Raw genomic sequence first — 18,634 nt, 5'->3', positions numbered from 1 at the left:
CTATACTCCATTTATGTTCTCTGAAATCAAAAATGAACCCTGCTTAAGGGCGAATGAGAATGATAAATCACATAGTATAGGAAGTACGGTTATGAGCTTAGATTTACGTGGACTTACCCCAGCACCAGTAACACCATTCACACGCGATGGTGCGGTAGATCACGACGCGATTCAGCGCTTAGGTTCTTGGTTAGGTAGTATCGATGGCGTAAAAGGCCTAGTGGTTTTAGGCCACGCAGGTGAAGGTACATTTCTTTCACAAAAAGAGCAGATGCAGGTGATTGAAAGCTTTGTCAAATCTGTCGATGATCGAATTCCTGTAATTGCAGGGATTACGCTTGAAGGTACGTCTGTTGCGGCAGAAGAAGCAAAGCGTGCAGTCAGTGCAGGTGCATCGGCAGGACTCATTTACCCTTCGCATGGCTGGCTACGTTTTGGATATCAAAAAGGTGCTCCACAAGATCGTTACAAAGCAATTTATGAAGAGAGTGGTTTACCTTCAATTTTATTCCAATATCCAGATGCCACTAAAGCCACTTATGATTTAGATACCTTACTCGATATTTCTGCACAGCCTGGCGTATTTGCCATGAAAAATGGTGTGCGAAACATGCGTCGTTGGGATGTCGAAATTCCGATTATTCGCCGTGAGCGTCCTGATTTACAGGTATTGACCTGCCACGATGAATATCTTCTACATACCATGTTTGATGTAGATGGTGCTTTGGTCGGCTATGGCAATATTGCTCCAGAGCTATTGATTGAAATGATCAAGGCAGGTAAAGCCAAAGATTACGAGAAAGCACGAGCATTGCACGATCAGCTGCTTCCTGTCACACGTAATGTTTACCACCGCGGATCGCATATGGAAGGCACCGTCGCACTCAAACATGCTTTGGTTGCACGCGGGATTCTAGATCATGCAACTGTTCGTTCACCTTTACTTCCACTGGCAGAAGGGGCAGAGCAGGAGATTCATGAAGCGATGCGCCAGGCTGGCATTGGAAAGGTCAATCTCGCTCAAGCAGTCGCTTGAAGAAAAAAGGCTAGCCTATGCGCTAGCCTTTTTTTAGGTTACTCTGCCTGAGGTAAAAATCGGGCATGTCATTTAAAAATAACAAGAAAATATGCGTGCGATTTTTAGTCAAACGGTTTAGGTATAAAACAACAAAACTACGAGGAATGTAGTTGATAAGGAGAACGGAGATGACCAATCTAGCGGATGTAGAATCAATTCGTCATCATCAACAAAATGCACACATCATTGCACGATTAGAGCGACTACCCGTCACTAAACGATTGCAATTCATGCGAATCACCATTGGAATAGCCACTTTTTTTGATGCCTATACCGTACTTGCAATTGCCTTTGCTTTACCCCAGCTGATTACAGAATGGCATTTAACTCCAGCCTACGTGGGTGCCATCATTGCAGCGGGTTATGTTGGCCAACTCATAGGTGCCATTTTTTTTGGTTCTTTGGCTGAAAAAGTAGGGCGGCTACGGGTCTTGTTTTTTACCATCATGTTGTTTGTGATGATGGATATTGCATGTTTATTTGCATGGAGCGGATTATCGTTACTGGTTTTTAGGTTTTTACAAGGTGTAGGTACAGGTGGTGAGGTTCCTGTCGCGAGTGCTTATATCAATGAGTTTATTGGAGCAGAAAAACGTGGCAAATTTTTCTTGCTTTATGAAGTGCTCTTCCCGATGGGACTGATGTTTGCAGGAATGGCTGCATATTTTCTGATGCCGATTTATGGTTGGAAAGTCATGTTTATTGTCGGGCTGGTTCCATCTTTACTGGTTATTCCATTACGTTTTTTCTTACCTGAATCACCACGCTGGCTCGCCTCGAAGGGACGTTTTACTGAAGCCGATAAAGTTGTGAAAATTTTCGAACAGGGGGCGTTAAAACAAGGTAAGGCACTTCCTGAACCTGTCGTGAAAGATATCAATCCACAGGCAATGGCGAAAACCAACTGGCGTGAGCTATTTCAGGGAATCTATCGTAAACGTACCTTCACTTTGTGGGGAATGTGGTTTTGCGTATATATGGTGAATAACGCTATGGTGACCTGGTTACCTTCACTATATAAACAGCATTTTGGCTTACCATTGCAGACCAGCCTTGGTTATGGCTGGATTACCTCGGGAGTCGGGGTGATTGCTTCGATCATTTGTGCGCTCATGATTGATAAAGTGGGCCGCCGCCCTTGGTATAGTGCTGCTTTCTTTTTGGCGATTATTCCTTTAATGAGCCTGTCTGTGCTTGGCGCAACATCTGCGATACAGGTTGTGGTACTCGCTACGCTCAGTTATGCAATTTTACAAACCATCTCATTTTCTCTATATCTCTATGCTGCTGAGCTGTATCCGACACGTTTACGTGCGATGGGAATCGGCTTTAGTACCGCTTGGTTACGTGCAGGATCTGCAATTGGGCCAGTAATTGTAGGATTAATTGTTGGAGGTTATGGCATTCAGTATGTATTTAGCGTACTGGCAATTGTGGCACTAATTGGTGGATTGGTGACGTTCTGGTTTGCCATCGAAACCAAGGGCCAAGTCTTAGAGAAACTCTCTCCTTAACTTTATATGACATATCTAAAAATTGCCTAGCTGAAAGGTTAGGCAGTGTTTTTATTCATGCTTAAAAAAGGATATTTAAAATGAATAAGGGCTTATTATTAAGCGTATTTGGCTTGGGATACACTGCATTTTGCCATGCAGATATACCTCAGAACTATGGCCAACTCGAACTTAAACTCAATACCCGTTACTGGAATGATCAAGGCGTTGCACATCCAACATTACTCAATCCCAACCCGACGACCAGCCGCTATGAGCAAAGTGCGATAGGGATGGAACTAAATTACCGTTCGGTATATTGGCATGACTGGTTGGCAATAGATGGTTCTATATATGCGGTATCGAAACTGTTTGATACGGGTAAACCTACGGCGCAGCTGCTTGAAGTTGAAAATAATGGCAAACTGGCACAGAATTTTGCAGTTTTGGGACAGCTCTATGTTAAAGCCAAATTGGGCGAGGGGAGCGAGATTAAAATCGGTCGTCAGCTGCAAGATTCACTATTATTAAAAAGTACCAATACCCGAGCTGTACCCGATACATTTTCAGGCGTTAGTGCTCAATTTAAGCTGAATCCCGAGCTCAATACTTATCTGTCCTACTATGACCGCTGGAAGCCACGTAGTATGGACAGCTTTGAAAAGTTAGTAACAGATAACAACGAACATATTCCTTATGTGGCTTTGATTGGTGCGAAATATCAAACGCAGCAATGGACGCTAAATACCGAATACTTAAAGAGTAAGGATTATTTAGAAAAGTACGGCACAACGATTCAATATAAATTGCCGTTTGCGTCCAGTACATGGTTATTGACAGGCGGTGCATTCTTCTCAAGAGATGATGGAAATTTGTTTAAGTGCGCAGCAGAAGCGGATCTGGATTGTATAAAAGGACAACAGATATCTAATCGTGGGAACGGCTATTTTTTTGATATTAACTGGATGATCAAGCGTTTTGAACTGGGTGTAGCAATCTCAAAATTTGATGGTTTCTGGATTGAAGATAACTTTTCGACGCATTCAGATCGTATAGGGGGAATGACTCAGGATCATGGGACCAATCCTTTTCCGACGTCTTCTGCTATAGGGCCAGATTTTACCAACAATGACGAGACGGCGGTTGCGCTTCGCTTTAGATATAACTGGTCGGATATGATTCAGGGCCTCAAGACTGAATTAAAATACGCTTATGGATTTGGTGCGCACCAGAGTAACATCAGCAGCGAGATTGAAGGTCAGGAACGTTATTACGATATTGGCTTTAGCTACAGTGTACCTTGGATAAAGAATCTGGATTTTCGTTATTCATATCTGCATTATGATTCCAAATTTGAGCATGCTGCGTTAGGCGAAAAAATTAATGGAATGACCCGAAAAGATTGGGATCAGCATCGCTTACTGATCAATTATCGTTATACATTTTAATGCGCTATTAAACTGTAAATGAAAATTTGGAAATAATAAGTATCTAAGAAAGTGAAACAATAACGACCAGTCCCAAATTCATCATTTGGGTCTTTTATTATTTTTTTTAAATTATAAAGACAAATCTGTCTAAAAAATATTTACAAAAATGTAAAGCTTGCTATTATTTTGTTAACTGGTTCTCACTTTTATTTTACAATAATGAAAAATATGCATGCTCAGCTTCAAATATCTTTTAAAAAAACAGTATTGGCCTTAGCTTTAACGGGTACGTATAGCGCAGCAATGGCTGCTGAACCGAATCCGCAGCAGCAGATTGATGCGGCAAACTATCAGATTTTGCAGCAACAGCGTGATGAGGCCTTACAAAAACAGATTCAGCCGTCGGTCAACGTCAATTTGGGACAAAACGCTCCCGCGCTCACGGCGAATCAACGTCAGTTCCTACAATCAAATTCTGAAACGCCGTGCTTTGCCATTCAGTCGATTCTACTTGATGGGGATGGTGCTCAGCAATTTCAGTACACACTTAAAGACGTGACGCATGGGCAAAATAATGTCATCGGCAGATGCCTTGGTGTACAAGGCTTAAATCAAGTGTTGAATCTGGTGCAAAACCGGATCATTGCAGATGGCTATGTTACGACACGGGTTTTACTGCCTGCACAAAATATTGCCTCAGGCCAGCTTCGTATGGTGGTGATCCCTGGGCGAATCGATCAGGTCAAGTTTGCTCAAGGCACCTCGGTACGCGCGCACAAAATCAATGCGCTTCCGATTAAATCGGGTGATGTGCTCAATATACGTGATCTAGAACAAGGCCTAGAAAACTTTAAACGTGTACCAACAGTTGAAGCAGATTTTAAAATTCAACCTGCCGAAAATAACAATACACCGGGTTATAGCGATGTCATGCTTGCATGGCAGCAATCGAAACCTTACCGCATCAATTTAAGCCTTGATGACTCAGGCGCTAAATCAACTGGACGTTATCTGGGAACGGCCACCGTATCGCTCGATCATTTACTGACACTCAATGACTTATTTTATGTCAGTTACAACCATGATTTGGGGGGAGGTTCTGGAAAACACGGCAGCGATGGGGTGTATATAAGTTACACCATCCCGTTCGATTATTGGTTGCTCACCAGTAGCTACAGCAAATCGGATTATAACCAGACCGTGGCAGGTGCCAGCCAGAGCTATCAATATAGCGGCGAAAGTGAATTGGTGGGTGTCGATCTCTCGCGTGTGATCTATCGGGATGCGCACAGAAAAACCTCACTCGGGGTGGGAGGCTGGTCGCGTCAGTCTCGAAATTATATTGAAGATGTTGAAGTTGAAGTGCAACGCCGAAAAACCGCAGGCTGGAAAGCCATGCTGGATCATGTTGAATATTTCTCTAATGCGACTTTAGCAACCAATCTGACCTATAAACGAGGCACAGGCTGGCTGGGAGCCATGCGTGCACCCGAAGAAGCATTTGATGAAGCATATACCCGTGTAGGAATTTTACAGGCCAATGCTAGCTTGCAAGTACCATTTAAAGTGGGCGCGCAGAATCTGCAATATACCGCCGAATGGCGTATGCAACGAAGTAACAAACCTTTAACCCCACAAGACCGTTTCTCGATTGGTAACCGTTATACCGTACGTGGCTTTGATGGCGAACAAACCCTACTGGCCGATAACGGCTTTTTGGTGAGAAATGAATTGAGCGGTTCGATTTTAAGTCAACCGCATTACTGGTATGCCGGTATTGACTACGGTGAAGTGGGTGGACGCACAGCGTATCAGCCGAATCCATTGCCAGGTACAAGCTTGCTGGGCAGTGTCGTGGGTTTACGTGGCCAGATCGCGCCACTGCGCATGAGTTACGACGTCTTTGTGGGCGCTCCGCTGAAAAAACCAGATAACTTTAGAACAGACCATTACACCACGGGCTTTAGTGTGAACTGGAGCTATTAAGCATTAGACGATCAAAGCGACCGTCCAATGGTGTGCATGTGTTTTTATAGAAATGAAGATTGAGTAAAACAAATGAATAAGAATTGCTACCGCGTTATTTTTAGTCAGGCCCGTGGTCTATTTATTGCCGTGGCCGAAATTGTCAAAAGTCAAACCAAACAGGCTGGGCAAACTTCCGCCTCAACGTCGGCAGATACGGTGGCAGTCACGGTTTCGCCGATTCATTATAAAAAACTCAATCCGCTTAACTTTGCCGTGATCGGGTGTTTGGGGGCTTTGGTGATCAGCCTACCCATGAGTACGGTGGCAGATACGCAAATTATTGCCGATAAAGGCGCACCGACGTCGCAGCAAGCCACCATCTTAAACAGTGCTAATGGTACCACGCAGGTGAATATCCAGACGCCGAGTGCTGGTGGTGTGTCACGCAATACTTATACTCAGTTTGATGTGGGACAAGAAGGCGCCATTTTAAATAACTCACGAAATAACACCCAAACTCAAATCGGTGGCTGGGTACAGGGCAATCCTTGGCTTGCAAAAGGTGAAGCCAAAGTCATTTTAAATGAAGTCAACTCGAGTAATCCGAGTCAACTCAAAGGCTATATCGAAGTTGCCGGAAAACAGGCGCAAGTGGTCATTGCCAATCCGTCTGGTTTGGTCTGTGATGGCTGTGGTGTGATTAATGCAGATCGTTTTACCCTGACCACAGGGCAGGCGGTGATGAATCAGGGTTATCTGGAATCGTTCCGTGTTCGCGAGGGGCAAGTGACGATTGACGGTAAAGGTTTAAATGGAAGTCTAACCCCGTTTACCGATATCTATACACGTGCTTTAAAAGTCAATGCAGGCCTATATGCCAATGAGCTGAACACGGTGTTAGGTCAAAATGATATTCAAGTCAAAGACCAAGTAGCGCCTCAAATTACTGCAACGACGGATGCGACAAGTGCACCGATATCCAACTTTGCTTTAGATGTAGGCCAATTGGGCGGAATGTATGCTGGGAAAATCTTTCTGGTGGGAACCGAGCAAGGCTTGGGTGTACGTAACGCCGGCACGATCAATAGCACTCAAGGTATGCTGAGCCTCAATGCCAACGGGGATTTGGTCAACACAGGCAATGTGATTGCGAATAAAGATCAGGTACAGCTGAAAGCTCAAAATGTTCAAAATACGGGTAACGTGAGTAGTGCCACATCACAAATTTCTATTGAGAGTCAAAATCTAGACAACACAGGTTTAATCAGTAGTGCCGATGAGTTGCATCTGAATCAACAAAATCGTTTAAATAATAGCGGCACATTGAACGCTGCTCGCGTTGTGATAGATGCGACCAGTTTAAAAAATAGTGGATCTATCGAACAAACAGGTACGCAAGCGCTGGATTTGAAGTCAGGTTCAATGACCAACCTTGGCGGTAAAATTGGAATTGCCAAAAGTACCACAGGTGGTGGTACTGGCGGGTCGACAGGTGGAACAGGATCAGAGACCGCTCCATCAAATCCTGCACAAGATGGGGGAAGTTTGGAAGTTGCTACCCCAATAGACACCACGCCAAAAACGTATGGCCAAGGTTATATTCATGTTAAAGACCAACTGAATAATGATCAAGGAACCATCATTGCCAATGGCGGTGTAGATGTCGAGAGCCAAAATGGGTTAGATAACCAAGCCGGTCAGCTCAATTTGGGTCATGTGAAAATTCAGGGCGAGCGCTTTAATAATGATCAGGGGCAATTGACCGTTAAGCAGGCAGAGATTCAGACCAGTAGTTTTAGTAATCAGCAAGGATTACTACAATCACTCACATCTTTAGATGTAAATAGCCAGTCGGTTGATAATCAGGGCGGTAAAATCAATGCCTTGAATAATATTCGTCTGATCTCAAGTGGAAATATTCTCAATCAAGCAGGGCAAATCGCAAGTTCGTCTGAACTTTATTTACAGGGGTTGGGCCTAAATAACAGTGGGGGTGATCTGGAGGCTGGACAATTATTAAAATTGAGTCTTTCAGGTCATTTAAATAACCAGAAAGGAAAAATAGTCACTAACAATAACTTGGATAGTTCACTTGTAGGTTTAGATAACGACCAAGGTGAAATTTCTGCAAAAAATATTACGATTCAAAACCAAGATCAGGCTTTAAATAACGGCGCTGGAACGATTTATGCTGATCAAATTTTAAAAATTCAAACCGGGTCTTTAAATAATGCAGTCAATGGTACGTTATCGAGTCATGAAAATCTGCAAATTGACAGCCAGCAACTTGCCAATCAGGGCTATATTCGTGCTGATCAACAGTTAAAAATTAACAATACAGGTGTTATGACGCAGCAAGGAGGTATTCTTTCTGCCTATGGAAATATTGATTTAGCGAGTCAGCGTCTTGTTGGTGACGAAAAAAGTGTGGTCGCGGTCGGTATCAATGCTCAAGGTGAGCAAGATCCAAATGCTCAAGCCGATTTAAAGATTAAAACAGAACAGTCACTTGAGCATCACGGCAAATTACTGGCAAGCCGTAATATTGATTTAGATGGAGCAAATGTAGATATATCGCAAGGCTCGGCAGCAGCTCAAAATATTACGATTACAGCGCGTGATGGAGATATAAATAACCAGTCGGGTGTATTGCAGGCTGATGCTATTCAATTCATTGCAGTACAAAACGAGCAAAGTTTAATTAACCAAAGCGGTCAGATTCTTGCGAAAAAACTGCATCTGAACATTGGGAAAGACATTAATAACCAACAAGGTTTGATTCAGCACACCGCAACAGATGACCTGAATTTAACTGTTCAGGGAATTATTAATAACCAGAAAGGCCGTATTCTCACCAATGCAAATCAGTTCAATATTCAAGCACAGGGACTCAATAGTGACTCTGGTGTGATTTTGCATTCTGGCCAAGCCGGCTTAACTATGGATATACAAAATATTCAGGCGCAAAAGGCTGAATTGAGAACGAACGGCGCACTTAAACTTACGACCAATCAAGCACGATTAGATCAATCAAAAGTGTCTGCTACTCAAGCCAATATTCAAGCCAACCAATTGACTGACCGTAATGGTGAAATGCTGTTGAGTGCTGCAAATGGCCAAAGTTCAATTCGTGTAAATAGTGACTATCAACATCAAGGCAGTGTATTACAAAGTCATCACAACTTAGACATTCAAGCAGGTTCGCTGAATAACCAAAACGGAACCACTCTGGTCACTCAAAATGATTCATCTTCACAACCTGTTCAGCTCAATATTGTCAGCCAAAATGATATTCAAAATGATGTGGGTAATATTGTGAGTGAAGGCCAGCTTACACTAAAAGCTGGAAAGGGATTAAGCAACCAACAGGGTAGTATCGTTAGTTCGAATGCGCTTGAGCTTAAAACAGATCAGTTAATTAATAACCAGTCAGGGCAGATACAAGCGAAGGAGATTAAGCTCTCTGCATCAAACTTAGATAATCGTTCAGGAGTCATTGCGGCTAAAACGGGTGATGTATCACTCAATATTAATAATGAACTCAATAATGGTCGTGTTGAGCAAGCTAAGTCGGCTGGTATTATTCAGGCAGTACAAAATATAGATGTGCAGACTGGGCAATTAGACAATAGTGGTCTGATTTACGCCGGCCAAAATCAACAACTCAAAGTTGCTCAAAATCTTAACAATACTGGACAGATCGCTGCTCAAGATAACTTAAATATACAGACGGCTACACTGACCCAGACTTCTGCAGGGAGCATGATTGCCGGTTTAACATCAAAGGGCGCATTAGCAAATCAGGGTAATCTTGGCATTGATGCTACAGGTGCTATAAATGCGCAGGGGCAACTCATCGCGGGCGGTGATTTGAAGAGTCAGGCCGCGAGCCATGTGTTAAATCAAAGCCTTGTTCAAGCAAAAAATATTTCGCTTAGCAGTAAATCTGGTCAGTTGAGCGCTCAACACAGTTCGATTCAGGCCGCAGAGCAACTTAATTTAACCACTCCAGATACGCTAGATACCCAACACGCCAACTTAAAGGCAACTAAAGTTCAAATTAATGCTAAAGACTTAAATAACCAGTCAGGACATATCCAGCAAACAGGTTTAGATGATACTCAAATTTCGTTGACAGGTGATTTAAATAATCAAAACGGGCAAATTGACAGTCTAGGCCAAAAACTACAGATCAATGCCAATCATTTAAATAACCAGGATGGTCTGATCCAGTCTGGCACAGCAGACAGCCAACTAATACTCGCAATTGCCAATACGCTCAATAATAATCAGGGCAATATCAAAACTGCTGGTCGTTTGCAAACCAATAGTTCCGAGTTAAACAATGACGCTGGAATGCTACTTAGCTTCAATGGCTTTAACATCAATACACAGCAGCTCAGCAACCAAGCGGGTCAAATTGTTGAGGCTGGAACACCAGACAATATTGTTAACCAATTCATTGTTAAAAATCTTCTAAATAATAGTCATGGCAAGATTCAGACCAATCATAATCTTGAAATTCAGGCTGGTGCGTTAAAAAACAATGCGGGCAGTATTGTCACCGCAGGTACAGCAGGTCTTAATCTCAATACAGCCTCACAACTCGATAACCAGTCTGGAAATATTCATTCGAGTGGTGATCTCAATCTAAATGCACAAAACATTTTGAATAGTCAGGGACAAATTCTTGCTGCAAAAAATGCTCAGCTAAATAGCCAAAACACCTTAAGTAACCAAGCGGGATTAATCGCAGCACAACAACAATTAATGATTCAAAGTGCCGCCTTAAATAACCAAGCGGGTCAAATTGGGTCGGTCGATGCGGGCATAACGATCCAGACGACTCAGCAAGCACTGAATAATCAAAGTGGTAAGATTCAGGCGAATCAAGCGATTAAACTCGATGTACAGGGGCTTGATAATAGCCAGCAAGGCTTGATTAGTAGTACTAAAGGTGACCAAAGCAACATTCAGATTGATACTCACCAGCAGAGCCTGAATAACCAAAATGGGCAGATGAACAGCGGGAATACCTTACAGATTAGTACCGATAGTCTGAACAATCAGCAAGGTCTCATCACTGCACAGGGTGATCTTGGTATAAACGCCGTGCAACTCATTGATAACCGTAAAACTAATTCAAATTCCACCCAGACAGCGTTGGCTCAAGGTATTCAATCTTTAGGGCAAGTCTTATTACAAACTTCAGAATTAAATAATGAACAAGGTCAGGTTATTGCTGGTAATGGATTAACCATTCAAGCGCCTCAGGTGAATAACAGTAATGCGGGCTTATTCGCCAGTGGACAAAACTTACTGATCGATAGTGTTGGACAAGCAGGTACGATTAATAATCAGAAAGGCAAAATCAGTGCGAATCAAAACATTAGCCTCAATACAGGCCTGATGGGTGGAAGCCAACTCGATAATAGTCAGCAGGGCCTGATTAGTGCAGCAAAGCAAGTCAAAATTGCGAGTCAAAATATTGATAATTCAGACAATGACCAGAGTTACGGTATTCAGGCAGGACAAGTAGAAATAGCTGCAAGTAGTTTAAATAATAGTGCTGGGCGCATCTCTGCTGAGCAGCAACTGAATTTAAATATTTCGGATAATTTAAATAATACCAAAGGCTTAATTAGTAGTCTTGATCAATTAACAATACAAGGTCAGCAAGACAATAACCGTCTGATTGTAAACAATCAGCAAGGGATGATTATTGCAGGTGAAGAAGGCTCATCAACTGCAGGTTTAAATATTCTAGCCAAAGGTTTAACAGGCGACGGTAAGGTCTTAAGTCAGGGACAGCTCAATCTTCAGCTCAATGATGATTATGTACAAGATGCTCAAGGTCAGTTGCAGGCACAGGGAAATTTAAACCTGCGCTCTAAAGGTAAAGTGAGCAACCATGGCGCGATCAAAAGTAACGGACAATTATCTATTTCAGCAAATACAATTGAAAACGCTGTAGATGGCAGTTTGGAAAGCCAGCAAACTCAACTTAAAGCTGTAGGCGTACTCAATAACTATGGACTCATTAATGGTGCAAATACATATGTTCAGGCAGGCCAACTCAATAATATTGCCGGACGTATTTATGGTGACCATATTGCAATTCAGGCGAATACTTTAAATAACCAAAGCCTCAATGGTTTAGCGCCAGTCATTGCCTCAAGAGGTGATCTGGATCTGGGGGTACAGGTTTTAAACAATCTGGAAAATAACCTTAATCATCAAAGTGGGTCGCAAATTATTGCCATGGGAGACTTGCGTATAGGAGGTTCGCTTGACTCTCAGTGGCATGCGCAAGGAACTGCGCAGCAAGTCAATAACCGAAGTGCTGTAATTAATGCCAATGGCAATATCGACTTGAATGTTGATACGGTGAATAACCAGAATGTCTTTTTTACAACCAAACAACAGCAGACTACAGCGCAACTTGATTACTGGAATATGTATATTTCAGATTCGCGTGCCGGAAGGTACAACCCTGGTTATCAGTTCTTAATTACGCAGGAAATTTATAGCCAGAATCCAGATCTGTTTAGCAAGTTACAGGCTACAGATCCAACCGTGACACAATACTATAATGCCACGATGGAGGATTATTTAAGCCGTCCAGAAGGCCGCTTCTTTATTGTCAGTAACAGTGGAGACAGTTCGGCTGGCAATATGTTTAAAGGTTATGTGGTTTACAACGGACAACTTTACAGTACTGACCACTATGAACATGTGAAAAGTACTCAAACGACCACGACGACGGTAGCTGATGAGTCAGCGCCTGCTGTGATCAGTGCTGGAGGCAATTTAAGTTTCACAGGCACAATCAATAATGACAAAAGCCAAATTATGGTAGGTCAAAAGCTGATTGGAGATGCCAAAGCAATTCACAATGTCGATGCCAAAGGCACCAAAATTACGCATGAAGAAGGAACTGTAACGCCGAGTTCGGGCAGTTATGACGGTAAGGGGCACGATCGTGTCTGGGCTTCTGGTGAACAGGCTTATAACCCAGCAGATGTGACCAAAGGGGTAGATTTATTTATCTATGAAAATCCGACCAGTGCGACGCCTGTTAAAGTGCAAGATCAAACCCAGCAAGTCAACAAAGATAATTTGACTGAACAGGCGCTGAGCCAAAACCATAATGCCAATGTGATTGATCAGCAAACTACACAAACGAATCAAACCGCAGCAGTTCAACAAACGACAGCTCAATCTGATCGTATTCAATCAAATGACGTTCAAATAGGTCAGGCACAGCTTAAAGGCGTAGTTGGGGCAAACACGACCGATTATAAAGCCTTGAGTAGTAGCGCAGTCGATCAAATTCAAAATAATGAGACAAAAGCGACATCTGTTGAGGGGCAAACAGCACAGATTGATGGTAGTGGTTTTGAAATTCGTACCAACAATGCCAACGTTAAAGTTCCAAATAATGCGTTATATAGTAAAAATCCAGACAGCCGTGCTCAGTACCTTGTGGAAACAGATCCAGCGTTTAGTAACTATCGCAACTGGCTATCTTCAGATTATATGTTGAATGCATTAGGGCTTGATCCAGCACTTCAACAAAAAAGATTAGGTGATGGTTACTATGAACAACGTATGGTACAGGACCAAGTTGCTCAACTCACCGGCTACCGTTTCTTACAAGGATATGCTTCCGATGAGGAACAGTATAAAGCGCTCATGAACAATGGGCTGAGTTATGCAAAACAGTACAACTTACGCCCCGGTATTGCACTCACGCCAGAACAAATGGCGCAGTTAAGCAGCGATATTGTGTGGTTGGTCGAAAAAGAAACTACCCTACCAGATGGTACAAAAACCAAAGCTTTAGTGCCACAGGTGTATGTTAAAGCGCGTGTGGGTGATTTAAAAGGCGATGGCACTTTAATTAGTGCCGATAGTATTCAGCTTAATTTAAGTAAAGATTTGACCAATTCAGGAACCATTGCAGGACGACAAGTTATTCAAATTAATAGCCAGAATTTAAACAACCTTGCTGGAAACATCCGTGGTGGCGTAGTTAGCCTAAGTACAGAAAAAGATTTAAATAATATTGGTGGTATGATTCAGGCCGATCAAGCCATGAATTTACAGGTAAAAGGTAACCTGAATATTCAGTCCACCACACAGAGCAGCCAAAATGCATTAGGCCAGAGCAACTATAGCTGGACAGGAATAGATCGAATTGCGGGTCTTTACGTCGGTTCAGCACAACAGCAAGCGTTGAATGATCAGCCAAGCTTAGTGATGAACGTTGGGGGTGACACTCGTATATTGGCGGCAAATATCCAAAATAATAGCGGTGGACAAACGATTATTCGTACAGGCGGTGACCTTAAAGTCGGTAGCCTGAATACACAAGTGACCAACAATGTGGTGGGTAGCTCAAAAGCTTATCATTTAGATACACGACAAGTTGAGGTCGGCAGCCAAATTAAGAGCCAAGGCGATTTAAGCTTACAAGGCAATAATATCCAGATTCATGGTTCACAAATCAGTAGTTCAGAAGGCCTAACCGCGTTACAAGCTAAAGAGCAACTCCAGATTGAAGAGGGTCGAAACAAACTTGATCAACAAGATCAGTCAAGCTTTACCAAGAAAGGTAAATTGAGCAGCTCTACGACCAGCGACTTTAGCCATCGTAGTTCAGATATTGCGGTGGGCAGTATTGTTGAAGGCAAAAAAGTGCTATTGGATGCAGGAAATATCAATGTCCGTGGCAGTAATATAGTGTCTGATGAGTTGACCCAGATACAAGCCAAAGAAAATGTGACGATTGAAGGTGCACAAAACCAGTACAACAGTGAAACCAATAGCGTTGTTAAAAAATCAGGTTTTATGTCTACAGGCGGTATTGGTTTTAGTTTAGGTAAAAAGCAAGACACCACTTTACAGACCGGCCAACAACTTACCAATAGTGCCTCTCAGGTGGGCAGCTTAAATGGCAATACCAATATTATTGCAGGTAAGACCTATCAACAAACAGGCAGTACAGTTTCATCGCAAAAAGGTGATGTAAATTTACAGGCACAGCAAATTAATGTAGAAGCGGCCAAAGAACAACAAGACAGCCTATACAAACATGAGATGCAGCAGAAAGGTCTGACCATTGCGGTGAATGTACCCGTAGTGACTGCGGTACAAAGTGCGGTTGAGTCGACCAAGCAAGTGGGTCAGAGCAAGAATGATCGTGTGAATGCCATGGCAGCAGCCAATAGTGCTTTTGATAGCTACAAGGCAGGTCAGACGTTATCAAAATTAAAAGATATCGCCAGCTCAGAAGGCAATCTTGCAAAAGCGGCGAATGTGAGTGCCACGATTACCTACGGAGAACAAAAGAATACCGATCAAACCCAAGTTCAGAGTACCAACGCCAGCGCCAGCCAGATCTATGGAGGCGGTAAAGTGAACCTGAACGCGACAGGCGCAGGGGATCAATCCAATATTAACATTATTGGCTCAGACGTTATCGGGCAAAAGGGCACACAGCTCGTAGCGCAAAACAACGTCAATATTCAAGCAGCACAACAAACCCGCAAAGAAGAAAGTAAAAACCAGAGTAAAGGCTGGAATGTGGGCGTCGCAGCAAGTTACGGGCCACAAGGAGGTGCGGCTGGCGTGACGGCAGGAGGTAATGTTGGCAAGGGTAAAAGTAGTGGCAGTGAAACCAGCTATCTCACCAGCCAAATAGGAAGCAAAGACAGCCAGACCACTATTCAAAGTGGTAATACCACAAACATCATTGGTGGACAGGTGCAAGGCAAAGGCGTAAAAGTCGATGCTAAAGAACTGAACATCGAAAGTTTACAAAACACAGCCAACTACAACAGCACACAACAAAACATAGAAGGCCAAGTTACGGTCGGCTTTGGAGGCGCATCGGCCTCAGGAAGTGCGAATAAAACCAATATCAACGCAAACTATGCTTCGGTACAAGATCAGGCAGGGATATATGCAGGCGATGACGGCTATCAGATCAATGTGAAAAACAATACCGATTTAAAGGGCGTAATCATCACCTCAAACCCACTTGCGGAAACTTTGAAGAAAAACAGCCTCAGCACAGGCACGCTCACCTATACAGATATTCATAACCAGACCGAATACGATGCCAAAGGCCTAGGAGTAAGTGGCGGCGTAAATGTGAAAGGTGGATGGGATGGCAGTGGAAAAAATAAAGAAGGGCGACCAAGCAATAGCGTCAACAAATCAGTTGGCTTTGGGCTAGATAGCGACAAAGACAGCAGCGTGACCAAGAGTGGTGTGAATACTCAAAACATCACGATAACAGAAAGCATTGCCCAGCAGGCACTCACAGGCAAAACCACAGCACAAGCCAAAGCGGACATATATACCACAACCAATACAGAAAATGCGAAGGAGAACAGCGGAGCAATTGCGAATAACTTTGACAAGGACAAAGTACAAAGAGAGATCGGCACACAGATCGCAGTGACGAAGCGGTTTGACGAAAATAGACAGGCAGCCAAACAAGAAGTTAATACTTTATCGGATGCAGCCAAAGAACAATATGAAAAGGGTGAGATTACAGAAGCACAATATCAAGCCAAACGGGAAAATTACAAAAACTTAGGCCTGCTGATCGATACAGTGGCGTCAGGCTTATCCGCTCCGACAAGTTCAGGTCTAGGAATAGCAACCGCGACACTCAGCCCAGCGGCAAGTTATAAGATTGGTCAATATTTCAAAGAACAAGCGAATAATAATCCAAATGGACAACTGACGAGTGGTCAAGAAGCGGCACATATTCTAGCGCATACGGTACTTGGTGCAGCAGTTGCCGCAGCGGGTGGAAATGATGCGTTGACTGCGGGACTTTCAGCAGGAGCAGCAGAGGCAGCGGCACCAGTATTGTCGAGTTTCTTATATGGAAAAGAAGCCAAAGACCTTACAGCAGAGCAGAAATCTACGATCAGTTCTATTGTCGGTTTGGCAGGCACAGCATTGGGTGCTACAACGGGTGATGTCGCAACTACAGTACAAAGTGGGCAGGTGGCGCAGAATGCGGTGGAGAATAATTTCTTAACATATAAAGAAGCTTTAAGTAAAGAGCAAGCAAAGACAAAGCTTGCTAGTTGTAATAGGACTAATAAATGTAGTCCTGAAGAAATTAGACAGGTAGAGTTAACATTAAAACTACTTGAGTCTAAAGATCAAATCACGGATGCAAAAATTCTAGAAACTTGTCGTAAAAATCCACAATCATCTGCATGCCAGAAACAGAAAAAAGAGTTGCAAGCAACAATTGCTTCATATGCATTTAAAGATAGTCCAGCTCAATATCAAGCAGCTTTGAATGCTGAACGAAATCAAGATTTAGGTTTATTGAAAAATTTACCACAATCTTCTATAGTCCCTGCCGATTATAAAAATGGCAATGGATTTATCTATGAGCTGTCACCGACATTCTTAACAGGATTACAATTAGCAGGTGGGGGTGGTATTTCAAATTTAGGAAGATATTCTGGTGAAATTATTGGAGCAATAGGTGGTGGAGCCGCAGGATATATTTCTGGTGGAGATATACAAAATGTGATATCGGGTGCTGCTGTAGGAGCCAGTTTCGGTTATTTAAATTCAAAAACAGTGGGGAGTGTAGGTAATGTATTAAGTAATGCAGGTTATGATCCATTAGCTATTGCGATAGCTAAGAGTACAACCAATATTGGTATGAATGGATTGGGTGGAGCTACAGGTACAGTTGCTTCTAATTTAACTACGAATCTTAATGCTGAAAATAAGAATCAGAAAGTTCAATGGGATAAAGGCATTTTGCAAGGTGCAGTAGTCGGTGCAATAGTACCTACAGTTAGTGGTGAAGCAGCAATTGTAGGAGCTGGTAAAGTTAGTAAAACAATAGAAAGTGTTGTGGGGATTAACTCTGCTCTAATTGGAGTTGGAACAGCTTTAATTGACACAACGCCGAAACCTATAAATATGAAATCTAAGGAGCAAATAAAAATGAATCAAAAAACTAAAGAAGGAGATAAAAAGTAATGAATACTCAAGATAATAATTTTTATGATGAGCCAGTATATGTTTACAAAGATGGTAAGAGGTATGGATATTTAATGGCATCAATTCCTTTAGTTATTTTTTGGGTTTTCTTTATACAATCTTTATTTAAAGATGGGGTGGGTGGTTTTTTTCAGGTTTTAATCCTTTCAATATTATTTTTCACTAACTTTTTAGTAATAAGTAATGGTTTGGCTTCATTATTTCCTGTTTATATAAATCAAAAAGGGATTTTATATAGATCTATATTCTTTATAAGAAAAAAATTAAAATGGACGGATGTGTGTAAGGTTAGAATTTTAATAGGAAAAGTTGGGAGTGATAATGGGTATAGTATTGTATTTGTTAGTGATAAGAATAAAACTAAAAATTATTGGGGTTTTCATGTGCCAAAGGATTCTAATTATGATGATTTTTTTAAAATAATTAATTTTTATTTAAAAAAATATAGGATAAAAGTAACCTTGGAAAGTGAGTTTGATGGTTCTATTAAAGAACTAATGGAAATACCAAAAAAATTAGATTTCTCGTAAATTAAAAGAGGAATTATAAAGACTTTAATGTATAAGCCCCACGTCTCGATACAAGATCAGACAGAAGTTTATGTAGACGAT

The 18,634-nt window shown here is 42.3% G+C and carries 6 protein-coding genes; all 6 read left to right on the top strand.

Annotated elements, in window-relative coordinates:
• Positions 1 to 91: 91 nt before the first annotated feature.
• The 6 genes from L2096_RS14265 to L2096_RS14240 all read left to right on the top strand — a co-directional run bounded on the left by L2096_RS14265 (position 92) and on the right by L2096_RS14240 (position 18,553).
• Entirely contained in the window at positions 92 to 1,036 is a 945-nt protein-coding gene (locus L2096_RS14265; protein WP_004935709.1) for a dihydrodipicolinate synthase family protein, read from the top strand.
• Between the two features lie 170 nt (positions 1,037 to 1,206).
• Complete coding sequence (locus L2096_RS14260; RefSeq protein WP_004935711.1) at positions 1,207 to 2,592, top strand: MFS transporter; 1,386 nt, start codon at positions 1,207 to 1,209, stop codon at positions 2,590 to 2,592.
• Positions 2,593 to 2,672: 80 nt separating this feature from the next.
• The gene (locus tag L2096_RS14255) at positions 2,673 to 4,019 is read left to right on the top strand and encodes an OprD family outer membrane porin (protein WP_250365705.1); all 1,347 of its coding nucleotides are present in this window, start codon (positions 2,673 to 2,675) and stop codon (positions 4,017 to 4,019) included.
• 285 nt (positions 4,020 to 4,304) lie between these two features.
• A complete protein-coding gene (locus L2096_RS14250) occupies positions 4,305 to 5,987 on the top strand; it encodes a ShlB/FhaC/HecB family hemolysin secretion/activation protein (RefSeq protein WP_502801300.1) in 1,683 nt (560 codons plus the stop codon).
• A 72-nt stretch (positions 5,988 to 6,059) separates the two neighbouring features.
• Complete coding sequence (locus L2096_RS14245; RefSeq protein ID WP_250365703.1) at positions 6,060 to 18,002, top strand: two-partner secretion domain-containing protein; 11,943 nt, start codon at positions 6,060 to 6,062, stop codon at positions 18,000 to 18,002.
• Entirely contained in the window at positions 18,002 to 18,553 is a 552-nt protein-coding gene (locus L2096_RS14240) for a hypothetical protein (RefSeq protein WP_250365702.1), read from the top strand. The genes L2096_RS14245 and L2096_RS14240 overlap by 1 nt, the downstream gene beginning before the upstream one ends.
• Positions 18,554 to 18,634 lie beyond the last annotated feature (81 nt).

The sequence above is a fragment of the Acinetobacter sp. ACZLY 512 genome, assembly GCF_023614015.1.
Taxonomy (GTDB): Bacteria; Pseudomonadota; Gammaproteobacteria; order Pseudomonadales; family Moraxellaceae; genus Acinetobacter; species Acinetobacter soli.
The sequence above is the reverse complement of the archived record's forward strand: the minus strand, read 5'-3'. Positions and strand labels throughout refer to the sequence as shown.